Below are 19,909 nucleotides of genomic sequence, written 5' to 3' on the forward strand. Positions count from 1 at the left end.
CGGTCAGCCACCGAACTCCCGCACCAGGGCGACGGTGCCCGCGATGTGCTGCCTGCTGGATGCGCCGAACACGATCGACTCGATACCGGGCTGGGCGAAGATCCACTCGATCGCCTCCCTCGGCTGGATCGCGCCCGAGGCGAACACCGACATCGCCACCGCGCGGAAGGGCCGCCGCGCCAAGGCGTCGTGGTAGGCCTCGATGCCACCCGACATCCGGAACCCGATCTTGTTGATGTTGGAGCAGACGAGCGGGTTCTCGAGGCCGGCTCGATCCAGTTCGCCGAGCAGCAGGGGCAGGTTCATGGTGATGAAGCCGGGCTCCGCGCCGTACTTTCCGCGCACGTGGCTCGCGAAAATAGCGAAGGCGTCGGTGAACCCCAGGCCGAGCAGCAGGTCGACGACGACATTCTGCAGCCAGATCACCGGCGTTCGAACGCCACGGAAGGCGGCCATCTCCGCATCGATGAGCAGCGTGATGAGCCCCTCGACATCCTTCGTCGCCAGCGAACGGCCACCGCGCATCATCGCGTTCAGCAGACCCTCGTCTGGAAGGAACTTGCCGAGCGCCCCCACCATGCCGCTTTCCGTCACCGCGTCCGCGTACTTGTGCGCATAGGGCATGCAGGGGAAGAAGCTGAAGCCCTCGTACTTTTGCGGCTCCGCCCGCACGCGCTCCGCCACCTCCGCGATCCGGTCATGGGTGGTGCACATGAAGGTGCGGATGCCGCTGTCGTACGCGTCGTCGATGACCTCCATTATCGCGTCGACCTTCTGGAACCGCATCGACTGCTCGCGCGCCTTCTCCTCCGAGCGGTGGTTGACGCCGAAGAACTGGTTGTCGCCGAACAGCAGACGGTCGAGTGTGGTGGGAACGGTTTCGATGTTGGTCATGCTCGCCTCCCCAGCAGGCTCCGGCGACGGGCGGGCTCCGGCGCGGTAACGGCACTACCCACATCGGTCGTGGCCGGCCCGGCCGCTGCGTCGATGGTCAGCAACTCGATCACCCGGTCGGTGGCGGCGGCGCTGGCGAAGTCGTTCGTAGCATCCAGCGCAGGATTCATGGTTCGACGCACGAAGTGATCCAGCTGCGCGCTGTACTCCTCACCGCGCAGGTAGAACCAGACGGGGTCGGTGAGCTCCGTCGTGTACTTGACGTTCCAGCCCTGCTCGTAGCCGTCGATGCTGGGAGCGGTGCTGCGCAGGTAGGCCTGCACCTCCTGCCGGTCGGCGACGATCTTTCCGGCTGTGCCCGTCACGGTCATCCGGGTCGTCATCTTTCGGTACGACTCATCCGACCAGTTCACCGAGAGCTGCCCGCTCACCCCGCCCTCGAAGTACAGCGTGCTGAACACCTCGTCCTCCGTGTTCTCGGAAAAAACGCTCCCGAGGATGGTGCCGCCGACTCCCAGCGGTTTGCCGGCGAACCAGGTAGCGAGATCGAGCGGATGCGCAGCGTAGTCATACAGGCATCCGCCCCCTTCCGTTCGCTTGCTCCGCCAGGTCGAGCCTTTCGACTTCAGCACGACCGGCCCGTAGGACTCGGCCTGGATGTGGGTCACGCGCCCGATAGCGCCGAGCTCGAGCAGCCTCTTCACCTCACGGAAGGCGCCGACGAACCGGTTGTGGTACCCGACCTGCGTCACGAGACCACGGGCGGCGGCAAGCTCCGCAAGCTCGGACGACTCCGCCGCGGTCAGGCAAAGCGGCTTCTCACAGAACACGTGCAGTCCGCGTTCGATGGCAGCGCGAACCATCGATGCGTGGAAGCGGGTCGGGGTCGCAATGAGCACCGCGTCCAACTCAACGGTGTCGAGCATCTCCTCATAGCCGGTGAAGACCTTGAGGCCGGTGTACTTGGAGAGCACCCCCAGGATGTAGGCGGCCGAGTCGACCACGGCATCCACAGAGACTTCCGGATGCGCCCGGATCATTGACAGGTGCGACAGCCCCATCTTTCCCAGGCCAACGACGCCGATGCGAATCATGCCGTTCCTCCCCGCGACTCCCTGGCCGTCGCCGATTGCGACGTGTAGAGGCTGAGCACTTGCTCGTACTGCCCGGCAACGTGCTCCCAGGTGAACTCGACCTCGTGCCTGGCCCGACTCGCCGCCGCAAGCTCCTGTCGTCGTTCTGCCGAGCCGAGCAGTGTGGTGATGTGCTGGGCGGCATCATCGACGCCGGTGAAGTAGAGGGCGCCGTCGCCGGCCACCCACCGGTTGTATACGTTGTCGTGGGCGATAACCGCGTTGCCAGCCGCCATCGCCTCGACCAGGGATGGGTTGGTGCCACCCACGGTGTGACCATGCAGGTAGCCGAGGCTGTGGAACCGCAGTGCTGCAACATCCGCCGGCTCATAAATCGAGCCGACGAAATCCACTTCGTCGCTGGCGGCGGCGCGGACCGCGCGGTGGTACTCGTCGTCGTCGCCATAGGTTCCGAAAACGGCCAGGTGATACCCGCGCTCTTCGGCCGAGAATGCCGTGACGAGTTCCAGGATCGAGTTCTCGGGAATCGGGCGGCAGATGAGCGTCAGGTACTTACCCGGCTCGAGACCCCGGCTGGTCACCGGTGTTGTCGGCGCGCTCGCGACCGCATGGGCTCCGTAGGTGATCGTCACGAGCTTCGACCGCCTGGCGCGAGTGGCCAGGTATTGCTCGATCACCGGATGATCGGCGATGAGCCGGTTGCCCACCCAGCAGGCGATCCGCTCGTTGACCCACAGGATGGTCTGCCGCCCCCTGCCCCAACGCGACCGAGACCACTCGATGCCGTCCATGTTGATCACGTTGGGGATGCGCTTGAGCCGCTGGATGACGTTGAAGATCGCGGTGTTGTAACCGAAGGTGAGGCACACGTCGCGATGGCGGGAGGCATGCCGGATCGACGTGAAGTCGAAGCTGGCGGTGCCGAGCCAACCCTCGCGGGGCTCCGGGATGAGCACGCGTTCGATGCCGTTCCACTCGTCTTCGGTCACGCTGCCCCGTCCGGGGACCTGGCAATAGATGACGACCCGCCAGCCCTGATCGCGCAGGAAAAGGGCGACGTTCTCGGCCGCGGTCTCGAACCCGCCATACGCGGCGGGTACACCGTGTGTGCCCAGGACGCGCACCACTGGTCTGTGGTCGGTGGTGGAACTCTCGCTGGTCACTTTTCTCCTGGCACAGAACCGAGATGGCATACAGGCCTCGTCAACCGATCGCTCACGGCTGAGGTCGAAAGTCTACGCTTTCCTCACCACCTTCCTGACCCCCAAACGGGGGGTCGTATTTTGCTCATCGCGAGTACAATGAGCAGCCCGATACCCGATCACGCACCGGAGCCGCAATGGCAGACGCGAAGCCCGACGCGCACGACGCAGACGCCTCGGACGACGCGGTTGCCCAGGCTGGGCTCAGCGCTCGCTGGCGCCGCATCCTCCTCATCGCCATTCCCGCGCTCCTCGCAATCGCCGCAGCGATCGCGGTTTTCGCGGCGCTGGGGACGGCGCCGGGCGCCTCAACCCCGAGCCAGCCGCCGGGCGTCTCGCCCAGCGGCTCACCGTCGCCATCCGCGACGCCCACCCCGTCGACCCCGCCTACTGAAGGCCCCGCAGCGCCCACCGACAAGCCACCAGCCGCCATCGACGAGCCAGCACCGATCACTCCGAGCCTCACCGCGGAGATCTCCCGCGTCGAAGCAGTCGAAGGCACGGCGCGGGGGCCCGGAGAGGTCGCCGGGCCGTCGCTGCGCGTGACGGTGACCATCGCCAATTCGGCGACGACGGATGCCCCGCTGGGCACCACCGTCGTGAGCGCGTATTACGGGGCCAACCTCACGCCCGCCCCCGAGCTTCGCGAGCCCGGCGGCTCACCGCTACCGGCCGTGGTCGGCGCCGGAACAACCGCGACCGGCGTCTACATCTTCACGGTTCCGGAGGACGAACGGCGCAACGTGACGATCATGGTCGACTATTCGGTCGACGTGGATCCGCTGGTCTTCCAGGGTGATATCGCCACGCTGATAGACGGTTAGCGAACCACTTTCGACTTTCGTACTGCCGGAGTATTTACACCCCCCGAATGGGGGGTTAGCATTGCGCCAACCCGAGCCACTGTGGGCCCCCTGCCGTTACCCCCTGAAGGCAGTCCAAATGGAAACGCCACACCGTCCTGTTCGCCTCCCCACGCTGGCTATCGTCGCGTCGGTGACCCTCATCGCGTCGCTGATGGCCGCCACTCCGGCCACGGCCGACTCGTCGCCTCCGTCGGCCGCGATACCGACCACGGTGACCTCGGATGCCCTGCCCACCGCCCAGATCAACGGAGTCGTCTGGGATCAGGAGATCGTCGGCGACACCGTGTTCGTCGGAGGCAACTTCACGACGGCGCGGCCGGCCGGCTCACCAGCCGGTTCCGGGACCGTCGCCCGAACCCACCTGCTGTCCTATCGGCTCAGCACCGGTGCGTTGACCAGCTGGGCTCCGACGCTCAACGGCCAGGTTCGCGCGATCGATGCCTCCCCCGACGGCAGCCGGGTCTACGTCGTCGGTGCGTTCACGACCGTGAACGGGGCGGCCCGCAGCCGCATAGTCGCGTTCGACACGCCCTCCGGAAACGTGATCTCGAGCTTCGCAGCATCCGCCAATGGCGAGGTCTTCGCCGTCACGGCGAGCGCGACCACCGCGTACTTCGCCGGCAACTTCAGTTCAGCCGCCGGGGTATCGCGCCCGGGTCGTGCCGCGGCCGCGAACGCGTCGAACGGCGCGACCACGGCATGGGCACCCGCGCTGGCGAACGGGCGGGCCTATGGCATGGAGGTATCGCCGGATGCCTCCAAGGTGGTCATCGGCGGAAGCTTCACCACTCTGAACGGCAGCGGCAACCCCGGCTACGGCCTCGGGGCAGTCAACAGCACGAACGGCGCCAGCATCGCGATGCCGGCGAATTCGATCATCCGAAATGCCGGAAGCGACTCCGCCGTGTTCGGAATGTCGTCTGACACCGACAGTGTCTACGGCGCCGGCTACATCTTCGGCACAGGCGGGAACACCGAGGGGACGTTCCGAATCGATTGGGCCGGCCTGAACCTGCAGTGGGTGGCGGACTGCCGCGGCGACCACTATTCGATCGCTTCCTCCGGCAACAGCGTCTACGTCGCCGGCCACGCCCACCAATGCCAATGGGTCGGCGGATTCCCGCAACAGGAGCCGTGGACACACAATCGGGCGCTCGCCTTCTCGAAGAGTCCGTACAGCGTCGTGCGGGCGAATGCGCAGTCCGGCAGGCCGAGCCCGCGGCCACTCGCCTTCTACCCCACCATCAATCTCGGCAATTTCACCGGTCAGTACCAGGGTCCGTGGTCTGTCGCGGCGAACAGCAACTACGTGGTCTACGGCGGGGAGTTCACCAATGTCAACGGGGTCAACCAGCAGGGCCTGACCCGGTTCGCCGTCTCGGCGATCGCGCCGGACAGCGACGGCCCACGGGCGTCGGGCGGCAACTGGCCGCTCACTGCGAATGCCTACTCCAGCGGCACGGTACGGCTCAGCTGGATGGCGAACCACGACCGTGACAACGAACAGCTCACTTACCGGCTGATCCGCGACGGCAATACCGGCTCGCCCATCTACACGACGACCGCACTGTCGCAGTTCTGGGATCGGACGACTCTCACCTTCGTCGACAGCGGGCTGTCCCCCGGCTCCAGTCACAGCTATCGGGTGAGCGCGACCGACCCATTCGGCAACGTCGCCTGGTCCAACACCATCACGGCATCCGCCGGATCGAGCGGAACCCTCAGCCCCTATGCCCGTGGCGTGTTTGCCGACCACCCCACGCACTACTACCGACTCGGCGAGAGCAGCGGATCGACGGTCGTCAATTGGGCCGGTCCGACGGCGAACGTCACCCAGACTGCGAACACCAACGCCCAGGTGAATGCGACGGCAGGCAGCGGCGTCTCGCGGGGAGTCGGCGGGGCGATCGCCGGGGACTCGAACACGGCATCCCGCTTCAACGGCACGAGCTCAGGACGAGCGGTCTCGAGCCAGCAGACCTGGACGGATGATTCGATGACCGTCGAGGCCTGGTTCCGTACCAGCATCTCCAGCGGCAAGATCCTCGGATTCGGCAACAGCGGATCCGTTACCGGGAACTCGTCATCGAGCGCGCAGGATCGCTCGCTCTACCTGAACGGCGGCCGCGTGAACTGGAGCGTCTTCGACACCCAGACGCGCACGCTCCAGAGCGGAACGGGCTACAACAACAACCAGTGGCACCACGCTGTCGGCACCCTGAACGAAGACGGAATGCGCCTCTACGTGGACGGCACGCTGGTCGCAAGCAATGGCTCGACGGACTACGGTCGCGGCTTCTGGGGGTACTGGAAGGTGGGCGGCGACACGACTCCGGCCGGCAACCAGAACTTCACCGGTGACCTCGATGAAGTCGCGATCTACAAGACCGCCCTCTCGGCCGGACAGGTGAGCCAGCACTACCAGCTTCGGACCGGAGGTGGGGTGACCCCTCCGCCCAACCAGCCACCGGTGGCGAGCTTCACCAGTTCGACGAACGCTCTCACCGCAACGGTGAACGGCAGTGCGTCGAGCGACCCCGATGGCACGATCGCGCAGTACGCGTGGAACTTCGGCGACGGCGGCACCGCCACCGGGCAGACCGCCAGTCGAACGTACGCTGCTGCCGGCACATACACGATCACCCTGACGGTGACGGACGATGACGGTGCGACGGCAACCACCACGCGGAGCGTCACGGTTTCGACAGGGACCCCGCCCCCTCCACCACCCCCGCCGCCACCGGGAGGCGAGTTGGCCAGTGACGCGTTCTCGCGAACCGTCGCGAACGGCTGGGGCACCGCTCCGGTCGGCGGTGCGTGGTCCGGCTCCACAGCTGGCGCCGCGGTCAACGGCAGTGCCGGGACAACCGCCCATTCGCCCGGCACAACGCGTCGGCAACTGCTGTCGGGAATCTCGGCCTCCTCGACTGACTCACGGGTCAGCCTGTCCGTCAACGCGACCACGACGGGCGGTGGCGCGCGCGTCGGCGTGGTCGGACGACAGGTGGGAGGCGATTTCTATCAGGCGCGAGTGCTGTTCCAATCGAACGGAACCTGTGGGCTCCAGCTGCTGCAAGGATCGTCCTCGGTCCTGGCGAACACGACCGTTCCGGGAGTCAGCTGCGCCGGTGGGCAGTCTGTGGAGCTGCGTGTTCACGTGACAGGAACGAACCCGACGACCCTGCGAACCCGGATCTGGGCGACCGGCTCGGCGGAGCCGACCACGTGGCAGGTTAACGCGACCAGCACCGCCGCGAGCCTGCAGACGCCCGGCTCGATCGGGATCGAGTCGTATCTCTCGAGCAGCGCCAATTCTTCGGTCACCGTGAGCTACGACAACTTCGCGTCGACCTCGGTCCAGTAGAAACGGAGGATTGTCCCCCGTTTGGGGGACACTCGTTTGGGGGGTATGGGGTCTATAGTTTCGTTCCACCGGCGGAACCCCCTAGCCGCCGACTGAACCCGAACAGTTGGACACCATGCGCTCACCCGGACTCATGTCGCCTACCCCACTACGAGTCGTTTCGGTTCTTGCCGCCACCGTACTTGTCACCTCCCTCCTCTCGATGGTCCAGGCCTCGCCTGCGGTCGCCGATACGGCCCCGGCAGCACCGACGCCGTCGACCGTGTCAACGGATCCGCTCCCGACACCCCAGATCAACGGGGTCGTCTGGGACCAGGTGATCGTCGGGGACACCGTCTACGTGTCCGGCGACTTCTCGAGGGCCCGGCCGTTCGGATCCGCCCCCGGAGCCAACGAGGTCAACCGTTCTTACATGCTGGCCTACAACCTCAGCACCGGCACCCTGCTCCCCTGGGCGCCGACCTTCAATGCCCAGGTACGCGCACTTGCGGCCTCCCCCGACGGCACCCGGCTTTACGTGGTGGGTGACTTCACCCAGGTCAATGGCGCAACCCGGAACCGCATCGTCGCGTTCGACACGCAAACCGGCAACGTGATCCCGTCGTTCAACCCTGGTGCGAATTATCGTGTCTACGCCGTCACGGCGACCAATACGACGGTGTACTTCTCCGGCCCGTTCACCTCTGTCAGCGGAAACACCCGCCTGGGCGCCGCCGCTGCCCTCGCAGCGAACGGCGGTATCACCGGCTGGGCACCGGAGCTCGCCGGTGGCCGCGCCTACGGCGTCGTGATCTCCCCCGATGCATCGAAGGTCGTCATCGGTGGCGACTTCACCACCGTCAACGGCTCCAACAATCCCGGCTACGGACTCGCCATGGTTGATTCGACCGTCGGTCAGCTCGTAACGCCGTTCGCTGCCAACACCACCGTGCGCAACGCCGGACTCAATGCGGCGATCTTCGCGCTCGAATCCGACTCCGACAGCTTCTACGGCTCCGGTTACGTCTTCGGTTCCGGGGGCAACCTGGAGGGAATCTTCCGGGCCAATTGGTCGGACGGCCGAATCGTCTGGATCAACGACTGCCACGGTGACACCTATTCGGTCTCCGCATCCTCCAGCGGGGCGATCTACGCGGCGGGCCACGCGCACTACTGCGGGAACATCGACGGATACCCGCAAACCGACCCGTGGACCTTCTACCGCGGCATCGCCTTCACCAAGGAGGCGACAGGTGTCGTCTCGAACGACCCGTACGGCTACCACAACTTCGCGGGCAACCAGGCGCCGTCCCTCCTCAACTTCTTCCCGAACATCAACCTGGGGTCTTTCACCGGTCAGTTCCAGGGCCCCTGGGACGTCGACTCGAACGATCAGTACGCCGTCTACGGTGGTGAGTTCACCCAGGTCAACGGCCGCGCCCAGCAGGGCCTGGTGCGGTTTGCCATTCCCTCGATCGCTCCCAATCTCGACGGCCCGCGCCTCACTGGAGACAACTTCGTGCCCAGCATGAGCTCGCCGGCGTCCGGAGTGATCAGCTTGAGCTGGCCGGCCAACTACGACCGGGACAACGAACATCTGACCTACCAGATCATCCGTGACGGCAGGACCGCGTCGCCCATCTACGAGACGATCGAGAGTTCCCGGTTCTACAACCAGCCGACGATGACCTACCTCGACACCGGACTGACCCCGGGGCAGAACTACACCTATCGGCTGAGGGCAATCGACCCCTTTGGAAACAACGGCTGGGGCTCCACCGTGTCGTTCACCGCCGGCGGCTCGGGAACGCTCAGCCAGTATGCCCGCGGAGTCATGAACGACCAGCCGACGAACTACTGGCGACTCGGGGACTCCGGCGGCAGCACGGCGATCGACAGCGTCGGTCGCGCCAACGCGCTTGCCCGAGCAGGTGTGGGCTTCGGTGAGGCCGGAGCCATCGTCGGCGACAGCAACACCGCTGCCGACTTCACCGGCGCTACGAACAGCTATACGGCTTCCAGCCAGCGGGTGTGGCGTGACAACAGCCTGTCGGTTGAGGCCTGGTTCAGGACCAACACCACGGCCGGCGGCAAGATCGTCGGGTTCGGCTCATCCCAGTCGAACAACTCCGGCAACTACGATCGCCACATCTACATGGACACCGCGGGCAGGGTGAACTTCGGGGTCTACCCGGGCAACACTCAGATCATCCGCAGTGCGAGCTCCTATAACGACAATGCCTGGCACCACGTGGTCGGCAGCCTCGGCCCGAACGGGATGGAACTCTGGGTCGACGGCGTTCGCGCCGGCGTGAACCCCAACACCACGTGGGGCCAGAACTACTGGGGCTACTGGCGCATCGGCGGTGATAACACCTGGAGCGGCGCACGCTACTTCAACGGGCAGATCGATGAGGTGGCCATATACCCGCAGCCGTTGAGCGGCGCGCAGATCCAGAACCATTTCACCCTCTCGGGTCGCAACACCGCGAATGTTCCACCGGTGGCCGCGTTCACTCACAGCGCGGACGACCTGATGGCGAGCTTCGACGCGTCGACGTCGTCCGACTCGGACGGCACGATCAGCACCTACGCGTGGAACTTCGGTGACGGGTCGACCGGCACCGGAGTGACCACGTCCCACACCTATGCCGCGCCGGGCGACTACACGGTGACCCTGACGGTGACGGACAACGACGGCTGGGTGGGAGAGACAGCCCACCAGGTGACGGTGACTGCGGAGAATGTGTTGCCGACGGCGGAGTTCACGCACACGGTGGCCGATAACGCGGTCGCCTTCGACGCATCCGCCTCGGATGACCCGGATGGCACGATCAGCACCTACGCGTGGGACTTCGGTGACGCCGGGGCCGGCACCGGGGAGACCCCTGCCCACAGCTATGCGGCGGCCGGCGACTACACGGTGGTGCTGACGGTGACCGATAACAGCGGCGGCACCGCTACGGTGTCGCACGTGGTCACGGCCGGGGAACCGCCCGCCGTGACGGTGCTGGCCCGGGACGAGTTCTCCCGCACGGTGGCCGCCGGATGGGGCACTGCGGATGCCGGTGGCTCCTGGACGACGAACTCGGCCGGCAACACCTCGGTCGGCTCCGGCGTCGGCGTCTTCACCCACGGCACGGCCGGGTCCACCCGGCGGGCCTGGCTGTCTGACGTGTCCACTGGCGACGTGACCGTCACCGGCAGCATGTCGATCGACAAGGCGATCACCGGCGGCGGCGCCTACACCGGGCTGATCGCCCGCCAGGTCGGCAGCGACTTCTACCAGGCCCGGGTGCGTTACTTCGCGGGCGGGGACGTGGCCTTCCAGCTACTGCAGGGCGGGTCGACCATCCTGGAAGCCACCACGATCCCGGGGATGACCTACACCCCCGGTGAGGTCATGCTGGTGAAAGTGCAGGCCTACGGCACCAGCCCGACGACCATCCGCGGGAAGCTCTGGAAGGCCGGCACCACCGAACCGACCGACTGGACCCTCACCACGACCTCCTCGACCGCCGGCCTGCAATTCGCCGGCACCGTCGGAACCATGAGCTACCTGTCCGGTTCCGCCACCAACACCCCGGTCACCGTCAGCTACGACAGCTTCCTCGCCATCGCCGGCCACGACCAGGAAGCCGGACCAGCCAACCTCGCCCCCACCGCACAATTCACCAACGTGATCACCGACACCAGCGTCAGCTTCGACGCGTCCGCGTCGTCTGATCCCGACGGCACGATCAGCAGCTACGCGTGGGACTTCGGCGACGGGTCGACCGGCACCGGCGTCACTACAAGTCACGTCTACGCTGTCGGCACTTACACGGTGACCCTGACTGTCACCGACAACCAGGATGGCACGGCGACGTTCTCGTCACCGGTGACGGTGAGTGCGGAGAATGTGTTGCCGACGGCGGAGTTCACGCATGCGGTGACGGATAACGTGGTCTCCTTCGATGCGTCGGCATCGGATGACACGGATGGCACGATCAGCACTTACGAGTGGGACTTCGGTGACGCCGGGGCCGGAACCGGGGAGACCCCTGCCCACAGTTACGCGGCGGCCGGCGACTACACGGTGGTGCTGACGGTGACCGACAACAGTGGCGGCACCGCAACGGTGACGCACGTGGTGACCGCCGGGGAACCGCCGGCGGTGACGGTGCTGGCCCGGGACGAGTTCTCCCGCACGGTGACCGCCGGGTGGGGCACCGCGGATGCCGGTGGCTCCTGGACGACGAACTCGGCCGGCAACACCTCGGTCGGCTCCGGCGTCGGAGTGCTCACCCACAGCACGACCGGGTCCACCCGCCGGGCCTGGCTGTCGGACGTGTCCAGCAACGATGTGACAGTCACCGGCAGCATGTCGATCGATAAGACGATCACCGGTGGTGGCGCCTACACCGGGCTGATCGCCCGTCAGGTCGGCAGCGACTTCTACCAGGCCCGCGTGCGTTATTTCGCCGGCGGAGACGTGGCCTTCCAGTTGCTGCAGGGCGGGTCGACCATCCTGGAAGCCACCACCATCCCCGGGATGACCTACACCCCCGGTGAGGTCATGCTGGTGAAAGTGCAGGCCTACGGCACCAGCCCGACGACCATCCGCGGCAAGCTCTGGAAAGCCGGCACCCCCGAACCGACCGACTGGACCCTGTCGACGACCTCCTCGTCGGCCGGCCTGCAATTCGCCGGCACCGTCGGAACCATCAGCTACCTGTCCGGTTCCGCCACCAACACCCCGGTCACCATCAGCTACGACAGCCTCCTGGCCGTCGCCGGGCACGACCAGGAAGCCGGACCCGGACCGGTCAACGTCGCGCCCACCGCAGCGTTCACCAACACGATGGCCGGACTCACGGTGAACTTCGACTCCACCGGTTCCAGCGACCCGGACGGCAGCATCGCCTCCCGCTCCTGGGCGTTCGGCGACGGCGGGACCAGCACGGCGACGAACCCCAGTCACGCGTACGCCGCCGCCGGCACCTACACGGTGACGCTCACGGTCACCGACGACCAGGGCGCGACCGGAACGGTGAGCCATCAGGTCACGGTGGCGGACTCCCCGACCCCCAACCAGGCGCCGACTGCGGCGTTCACGTCCGCTGCCACCGGGCTGAGCGCATCCTTCGACGGCTCGGGCTCCTCCGATGCAGAGGGGGCGATCGCCTCCTATGCGTGGAACTTCGGTGACGGATCACCCGCGGGCACCGGGGTGACGACATCCCATGACTACGCGGCGGCCGGCAACTACACCGTGACGCTGACCGTTACGGATGCCGCCGGCTCCACCGGCGCCGTGAGCCACCTCGTGGAGGTCACAGCCCCCGGCGGCCCGCCTGCTCCGATCGCCGCCGATGACTTCGAGCGGACCGTTGCCGCGGGGTGGGGAACAGCGACCACCGGTGGAGACTGGAGTTCCAACGTGGACTCCACCTACACGGTGTCCGATGGCGCCGGAGCGTTCGTGCACAGTTCAGCCGGAGCAACGCGCCGCGCCCTGCTCGGCGGGGTGAGCGTCACCGACGTCGAAGCGCAGGTGGAGATCTCCAGCGACAAGGCAGCGGAGTCCGGCCACATCGTGGTCGGCGTCGTGGGACGCCAGGTCGGTTCGGCGTTCTACCAGGCCCGGGCGCGCCTCCAGCCTGGAGGAGTGGTCGGGCTCCAGCTGCTTACCGGCTCGTCGTCGGTCCTCGCGAACATGACCGTGCCGGGGCTGACCTACGCACCAGGAGACATCCTGATTCTGAAGGCGCAGGTCACCGGCACGAACCCCACCACGATCAAGGCGAAGCTGTGGCGGGCCGGCACCACAGAGCCGGCGGCGTGGCAACTGAGCGTGACGGATGCGACGGCCGCATTGCAGGCCGCCGGATCCATCGGGTTCGAGAGTTACATCTCGAGTTCGTCGCCGAACGCCCCCATTGTCATCCGGTACGACAACGTCCTCGCGCGCACCCCGCAGTAGCCTGTCGAAGGTGAGGCCGAAAAGCGCAGCCCTGGGAGCCATAGGGTCACAAGGTACGCAAGCGCTCGCGAGCTTCACCATCCAGGTCATCGTCGCGCGCACTCTCGGCTTCGAAGGACTGGGCGCGTTCGCGATCGCCTACGGAGTCATGGTGCTGGTCGCCGGGACGGCAAGTGGACTGGTGGGCGACTCCCTGGTCGTGCTGGAACGCCGCCTGAACCGCATCCGCTGGGCGCTCCAGCTATTCGCCCTGGGGATCGCCATCGGCGCCGCTGTCACCTCCGCGGCGGTCGCTTGGGCCTCCGGGCTCCTCGACGGCGCAACCGCCTCTGTCTTCGGCGTTGCCGTCGCGTTGTTTGCGGTGGAGGAACTCATGCGCCGGTTGCTCATGGCCGGTTTCGGCTTCTGGCGGGTCGTGCTGATCGACCTCGCGTCGTTCGCGGTCGCGCTCGGGGTGATCGTCACAGTCGCCCTGACCGGCACGCTCACCCTCCTCACGTTCTTCACCGCCATCGCCATCGGCCAGGTGGTTGCCATTGTCCTGGGTGCGATGCTGCTCCCCCGGGAGGAACGATTCCTGGCCCGGATGGAGCGCGGCGGGGCACTCGAGGTGTTCCGGTACGGTGCCTGGCGCTCCGGCCAGCAGTTCCTGCGCCCGGCGATGCTGACCGTGGTCCGCACCCTGGTCACGCTGCTGGCCAGCCTGGCCGCTACCGGCCTCCTCGAGGCCGGGAGGGTCTATGTGGCGCCGGCAACCCTCGCGGTGAGCGGGCTCAGCTCCTATCTGTTCGTCTCATTCGCCAGCGACAAGGCCAAGCCGGTGGGCGAGAAGCTGCGCCGGGCGGACCGCTCCGTGCTCGCCCTCGTCGGGTTCACCGTGCTGGTTGGGGCGGTTCTGGTGGCTGCTCTGCCGTGGGCCGGTGCGCTGCTCTTCGGCACGGCGCCCGACGTGCTGGCGGTCATCGGCTGGATCGCCTATACGGCCTCCATCGCAGCGGTGACGCCCTACGGCGCCCTTGCGGCTGTCGGCGGTCGCCAGGCCGCGGTGTTCGCCGTGCGTGCCGGCGACACCGCCGTCGCGATCGCCTTCGCGTGGGTGCTGCTGGCAGCTGGTGGCGACGTTCACTGGGTCCCCGCAGTGCTCGCGGTGGCCTCCGTTCTCGGGGGCCTCGCCATCCGCTTCCTCATCCTCGTGCCGCTGGTACGGCGCGGACCAGGGGAGGCAGGCTAACCGAGGGCCTCGCTCACCGCTGGGTAGGCGCTGAACGTCGCTTCTACCCATGCGGGAATGTCAGGTCGCTGCGCCCCGGAGTGACTGGGGCGCTTGTGCTCTGCGGATCCTCGGAACTCCCGCCCGCTCTTCTCCTGCTCCGTGCTGTCGGTGAAGTCTTCCAGGGTGCTGAACAGGGTCGATCCACTCGCACTCATCGGCCACGCGACGATCGTCGCCGGGTCCCCGTTCTCGGCTCGCGCATAGAGGTTGCCCTCCACGGTTATGCCGAAGTCTTCTGCACTGTGCTCGCGGGAGTAGTCCTCGACCCAGAGCAGGCCGCGCTCGCCATTGCCGACGAGCGTGTTGCCCACGATGGTCACATCGGTGCCGAGCCAGGTCATCCTGGCATCATCCATGTGACGTTCGTCGTGTCCCGGCACGCTCGCGTCAGACTTGAGGCGCTCGTCCTGCAATACGGAGATGGCGTTCATGTTGCCGGAAACGATGTTGTTGCGGATCTCCACGCTGCTGGTGTCGTTGATCTTCATGCCGAGATCCCTGTTGTCGGCCATGACATTGCCCGCGATGACCGCCCGTGCCGAGATCTCCAGGAACACCCCGTGCCCCTGGTTCCCTTCCATCCGGCTGCCAGTGATGGCGATGTCCCGGGACGACTGGTCGAACCACAATCCGGTGGCGTTGTTACGTGAGAACTCCGAGCCGGTGACGACGACCATCCGGGAACGGGTCAGCTTGAGGCCGCCCGCGACCGGTGCCTTGTTGAACCACTCAGTGTTGTTGTCGGATGACTTCACGCCCTCCACGATGAACTCATCCGCGTAGTTGGCGGCGATGCCGATCATCCCGTTCTCGACCACCGTGACGTTCCGCAGAGTGGTTTTCGCTGCCGTCACGAAGAGTCCGGTCGTCGCGTTTTCCGCCACGACGACGTTCTCGAAGGTGACGCCAGGACGTTCGATTGTGATGGCGCCCAAGTCGGGCACCGACGGCGCATAACGGTGGATCCCTATTCCGCGGATCGTTGTTCCCTCGGCGCGGATGCTGAGTCCCCGCTGCAGCGCACTCGCCCGCACGACGTGACCGGTCGGGTCGGCGCCCAGGTACAGCGTGGCCGAGTCCTCGTCCAGGTAGAACGACTGTGGATCCAATTCGGCGAGCGCCCCGACCTGACGGAGCGGTTCGTCATCCACCCAGACCTGGTCGGGGTGGGCGGCCATCGGGTGCTCCGGATTGATGAACTGCCAATGCTCCTCGTCGTTGTCGTCGACCCCTCGCGAGTAGGTGGGGCTGGAGTCGAATGCCAAGTCCCAGGCGGTGGACCACAGCTCCCCGTCCGCCGTCCATCCTTCAACGACCCGGCTGCCGTCCAACCAGGCCGACTCGCCGGGATACGACTGGATGGTGAGCGGCTTTCCCTCGGGAATCGTGATCTTCTCGTGGTACTCGCCGGCGCGCAGAACGATGGTGCCGCCGGCACCAGCCCGATTGATGGCGGCCTTGATGGTGCGTAGCGGGTCATCGACGCCGCCCTCAAGGTCATTGTTGCCTGCGGGCGACACGAAAAGCGCGCCAGCAGGGGGCTCGTACTGCGCGGTGCCGACCTCCGCGGAGCCGGCGTCCGCGGCATCCGCGCCCGCGCTATCCGGTGCCCCCAGGCCGTCGACATGAGGAACCGGAGGCACTCCCGGATCGCCAGGGGGCCCTGCGCTTCCGCGACCGGCGAACGAGGCCACGAAGACCGCAGCGACCACGAGCACCACACCCGCCGCGACCAGTACGGGGATCAGCCAGCGAGGACGCGGTTTTCTGTCGGGAGTCGATTCAGTAGCGGACATTCGCTCTCCTCCAGAGTTCGCACCGTCACCGGGCATGACGGGCGAACGCACCCCAGAGAGGGGTACACGGGTACATTGCCACAGATGCTGCCGCGGCGGAATCCCCCATGGGCACCGCAGAAAACTCGTTGGGCGGGAGGGCTGGCGATGGCGAGCATCGGCGGATAGCCTGAATAATCCGCGCGACCCTACCCGAAATGGGGGTGCCCAGTATGGACAGTCTGGGCTATCTCGAGATCTTCCGCCAGCGATGGCTGGCTATCGTGTCGGCCGTCGCGCTCGGACTGGGAACGGCGGCCATCATCGCGTTCAGCATCCCGCCCACCTACACGGCCACGGCCACCATGTTCCTCTCGGTGGAGGACTCGAACGCGACCCTCGCCGAGCGCTCGCAATTCTCCAAGGATCGGGTCGCCTCCTACCCCGACCTGGTGCAGAGCGAGGGTGTGCTGAGGCCGACCATCAACCAGCTCGACCTCGACGTGACGCTGGAACAGCTGAAAACCATGGTGTCGGCGAAGAACCCCGACAACACTGTGCTCGTCACCGTCACTGCGCAGGCTGACGACCCGGAGACTGCTGCCGCGATCGCCAATCAAACAGCCAGCAACCTGGCCAAGGTCGTAGCAGACATCGAGAAGTCCAACGTGTTGCTGGATCAACGGATCTCCGCCACCCCACCGCTGGCACCGAGCGCCCCGCAGAAGACCGTCATCGTCGGCCTGGGCCTTGTAGCGGGGCTCGCGCTCGGCGCAGTCGCCGCCCTGCTCCTGACCCGCTTCGACCGTCGGCTTCGAAACGTCGCCGACGTGCGACGCGCGAGCGGACTCCCGGTGTTGGGCGCCATCCCGGTGCGTCGGTCACCGCGGCGCCACGAAAAGGTGGAGCCACTCGTCCCTGCGGCAATGGCGGATGCCTTGCTCAGCATTCGGCAAGCCAACGGTGGCGGGATGCCGCGCCTGCTCCTCCTCGTCCCTGCGGGGAAGAGGGCGACGCCCGCGCGCATCCGCCTTGGTCTTGCCCGTGCTGCCGCCTCGACCGGCCGCGAGGTCCTCCTGGTGGAGACGGAGCGTTCGACGGATGCCGCCGAGCTGGCAGCGGTCCGCCACGCAGCAGGATTGGCCGAACTCCTCGAGGGCACGAGCACGCTCGCGGAGAGTGCTCGTGCGCTCGAGAGCCCGGGCATCCGCGTGCTGCCGGCAGGAACTGCCGTCATCACCGGTACCCGAGCCGAAGCCTCGCTGCGCGCCGTGGTGAGTTGTCTGGTCTCCGAATCAGATGTGGTCATCGCTCAGTCGACCCAGACCAGCCACCCAGCCAGTCTTCCCCTGCTCGGGCCCTACGCCGACGTGGCCATCGTGGTCGCGCGCCACGCACGGTCGACCGACGGCGATCTGGCGCGGGCCATCAGTCAACTGCGGATCGTCGGCGTACGCCCCATCGGTGTCGTGCTGTTCGACGTGCCGCGGGGCCGGCACATCGACCTGTCTGCGACCTGGCGACCGGAGGACTTCCGGGCCAAGCCCGCCAAAGCGCTCATCGCAGTTCGCCGCAAGCCGGCCCGGACTGCTGCCCCCGACGTTGACACCACTGACACCGCCCCGGCGCTGCTGGAGGCTGACCAACTCGACGCCGACGAAATCAGCGCTGTCGAGCCGTCCCCAAAACCCAGCACGGAGTCGAGCACCCTTCCGGAGGTCAAGGAAGAACAGGTGGTACAGGGCTGATGTCAGCTTCGACAGCGAGTCGAACCGGCACCACCCCCACACTGCCCATCCTGGTCAGCACCTGGTTCCTCGTCGTACTGAGCGTGGTGTCATGGCGTCCGGACACGTTGTATGCCGGCGGGGCGGACCCGGTCGTCATCGCGAAGGCCCTGGTCGCGCTCACGGCATTCCTGTTCGCTTTGGCGATCTACCACCGGAATCGGATGCGCGGACGGGTCGGCATCCGCTCCCTGTCCTTCCTCATCGCCATCGTCGCGGTGTCCTGCCTCGGAGCACTCGCCGCGGGTGACCCGGTGCCGTCCCTGGTGCTTGCAGTTCGGATCATCCTGGTGGCCGCCACCGTCTACACCCTCAGTTGCACGACGACGCCGCTCGATCTGCTCCGCTCCCTGCTCATCGCCATGGGCATCCTCAGCATCATTGGAGCGGTGACCGGCATACCCGAGTTCCTCGCGGAGGGAAGGCTTGCCAGCGGGATCCCGGCGATGAGGCCCAACGAGCTTGCCGGGCTCGCGGCGCCACCGCTGGTCGGGCTCGCCATCGAGATCACCCGCGCCGGGCTGCGCACCCATACGGCCGTGCTCATGCTGAGCTTCAGCGTCATCGTCCTCGCCACCGGTTCACGTACCACCCTGTTCGTTGCCGTGCTCGCGATCGTGCTCACGATCATGCTGTCGTGGCCCTTGCCGCAGTCGGCCGGCATCGTGCTCATCCTGCTGGCACCGGTCGCCTACACGATCGTGGCATTCACCGACCTTGTGGCTCAGGTGGCGGTGCGCGGTCAAAACCTCCAGGAACTGGCGACCTTGAGTTCCCGGACCATCGCGTGGCAGGCGGTGCTGGACATCCCGATGGACACCTGGCACAAGTGGATCGGCGCCGGCCTGGCCGTCAAGACGGTCGAAGTCGACGAGCGCTGGTGGGAAACCCAGGTACTGGACAGCAGTTGGGTCTCCGTACTCAGCCAGACCGGGATCATCGGCCTGGTTCTGGTATTCGTCTGGGTCTTCCTCACCCTCGTCGAGAGTGGGCGATCACCCCAACTGCGGAACCTCACATTCCCCCTGCTCGTGCTGCTGCTCGTCAGGAGCGTTGCCGAGAACGGACTCGTGGAGTCGAGCGTTATCTTCGTTCTCTTCTTCTGCATTTCGCTCCTGCTCGAGCCCGGACACCGCTCCCCGGTGCAGCGCCAGAAACTAGTGCGATACCCACTGGTGCAGGCGGCACCCGGAGCGTAGGCTGATCCGCCTAGTCAACCTTTCCTCACACCCCCGGATGAGTGAAATGACCCTACGAATCGGATATGCGGCCGGCGCTTACGACCTCTTCCATGTCGGCCACCTGAACATCCTGCGGCGCGCGAAAGAACAGTGCGACCACCTCATCGCCGGAGTCGTCTCCGACGAGATGCTGGAACTTACCAAGGGCATCCGCCCTACCGTCCCGTTAACGGAGCGGCTGGAGATCGTACGCAGCATCCGGTACGTCGACTCAGTCGTCATCGAGTCATTACCCGACAAGCTCGAAACCTGGCGTGAGGTCGGATTCAACGTGTTCTTCAAAGGTGACGATTGGCGCGGAACCCAGAAAGGGTTGAAGCTCGAACGCGAATTCGCGGCCGTCGGCGTCGAAGTCGTCTACTTTCCGTACACGATCGACACCTCCAGCACAGCGCTGAGGCACGCTCTCGACAGCTTGGATGATTTCGACCGGCCCGCCGCCACCGGCAGCCTGGGCTGAGAGTCAGGG

The 19,909-nt window shown here is 66.4% G+C and carries 11 protein-coding genes; 7 read left to right on the forward strand and 4 right to left on the reverse strand.

Annotation, left to right across the window (positions count from 1 at the left end):
* Positions 1–3: 3 nt before the first annotated feature.
* The 3 genes from ACX3O0_RS11325 to ACX3O0_RS11335 are packed head-to-tail and all read right to left on the reverse strand — an operon-like array spanning position 4 to position 3,151.
* Complete coding sequence (locus tag ACX3O0_RS11325) at positions 4–894, reverse strand: hypothetical protein (RefSeq protein WP_459107782.1); 891 nt, start codon at positions 892–894, stop codon at positions 4–6.
* The gene (locus ACX3O0_RS11330) at positions 891–1,988 is read right to left on the reverse strand and encodes a Gfo/Idh/MocA family protein (protein ID WP_459107783.1); all 1,098 of its coding nucleotides are present in this window, start codon (positions 1,986–1,988) and stop codon (positions 891–893) included. Before ACX3O0_RS11330 ends, ACX3O0_RS11325 begins: the two co-directional genes overlap by 4 nt.
* A complete protein-coding gene (locus tag ACX3O0_RS11335; protein WP_459107784.1) occupies positions 1,985–3,151 on the reverse strand; it encodes a DUF1972 domain-containing protein in 1,167 nt (388 codons plus the stop codon). The genes ACX3O0_RS11330 and ACX3O0_RS11335 overlap by 4 nt, the downstream gene beginning before the upstream one ends.
* A 176-nt stretch (positions 3,152–3,327) precedes the next feature.
* Here ACX3O0_RS11335 and ACX3O0_RS11340 point away from each other — a divergent pair, with 176 nt between their 5' ends.
* From ACX3O0_RS11340 to ACX3O0_RS11355, 4 genes are all read left to right on the forward strand, one after another.
* A complete protein-coding gene (locus ACX3O0_RS11340) occupies positions 3,328–4,014 on the forward strand; it encodes a hypothetical protein (protein ID WP_459107785.1) in 687 nt (228 codons plus the stop codon).
* Positions 4,015–4,132: 118 nt separating this feature from the next.
* A complete protein-coding gene (locus ACX3O0_RS11345; RefSeq protein WP_459107786.1) occupies positions 4,133–7,420 on the forward strand; it encodes a PKD domain-containing protein in 3,288 nt (1,095 codons plus the stop codon).
* 115 nt (positions 7,421–7,535) lie between these two features.
* A complete protein-coding gene (locus ACX3O0_RS11350) occupies positions 7,536–13,364 on the forward strand; it encodes a PKD domain-containing protein (protein WP_459107787.1) in 5,829 nt (1,942 codons plus the stop codon).
* Between the two features lie 10 nt (positions 13,365–13,374).
* A complete protein-coding gene (locus tag ACX3O0_RS11355) occupies positions 13,375–14,595 on the forward strand; it encodes an MATE family efflux transporter (RefSeq protein WP_459107788.1) in 1,221 nt (406 codons plus the stop codon).
* Here the strand turns inward: ACX3O0_RS11355 and ACX3O0_RS11360 are convergent.
* Positions 14,592–16,433 (reverse strand): right-handed parallel beta-helix repeat-containing protein, encoded by a 1,842-nt coding sequence (locus ACX3O0_RS11360; RefSeq protein ID WP_459107789.1) that lies wholly within the window; start codon positions 16,431–16,433, stop codon positions 14,592–14,594. The genes ACX3O0_RS11355 and ACX3O0_RS11360 overlap by 4 nt on opposite strands.
* Positions 16,434–16,630: 197 nt before the next feature.
* Here ACX3O0_RS11360 and ACX3O0_RS11365 point away from each other — a divergent pair, with 197 nt between their 5' ends.
* Genes ACX3O0_RS11365 through ACX3O0_RS11375 form a run of 3 tightly spaced genes read left to right on the forward strand, consistent with a single transcriptional unit; the run spans position 16,631 to position 19,900 of the window.
* Positions 16,631–18,160 carry a Wzz/FepE/Etk N-terminal domain-containing protein gene (locus tag ACX3O0_RS11365; protein ID WP_459107790.1) on the forward strand — a complete coding sequence of 510 codons (1,530 nt, stop codon included), beginning with the start codon at positions 16,631–16,633 and terminating at the stop codon, positions 18,158–18,160.
* Complete coding sequence (locus tag ACX3O0_RS11370; RefSeq protein WP_459107791.1) at positions 18,160–19,398, forward strand: O-antigen ligase family protein; 1,239 nt, start codon at positions 18,160–18,162, stop codon at positions 19,396–19,398. Before ACX3O0_RS11365 ends, ACX3O0_RS11370 begins: the two co-directional genes overlap by 1 nt.
* A 46-nt stretch (positions 19,399–19,444) precedes the next feature.
* Entirely contained in the window at positions 19,445–19,900 is a 456-nt protein-coding gene (locus ACX3O0_RS11375; protein ID WP_459107792.1) for an adenylyltransferase/cytidyltransferase family protein, read from the forward strand.
* The last annotated feature ends 9 nt before the right edge of the window (positions 19,901–19,909 follow it).

The organism is Homoserinimonas sp. A447 (assembly GCF_054489325.1).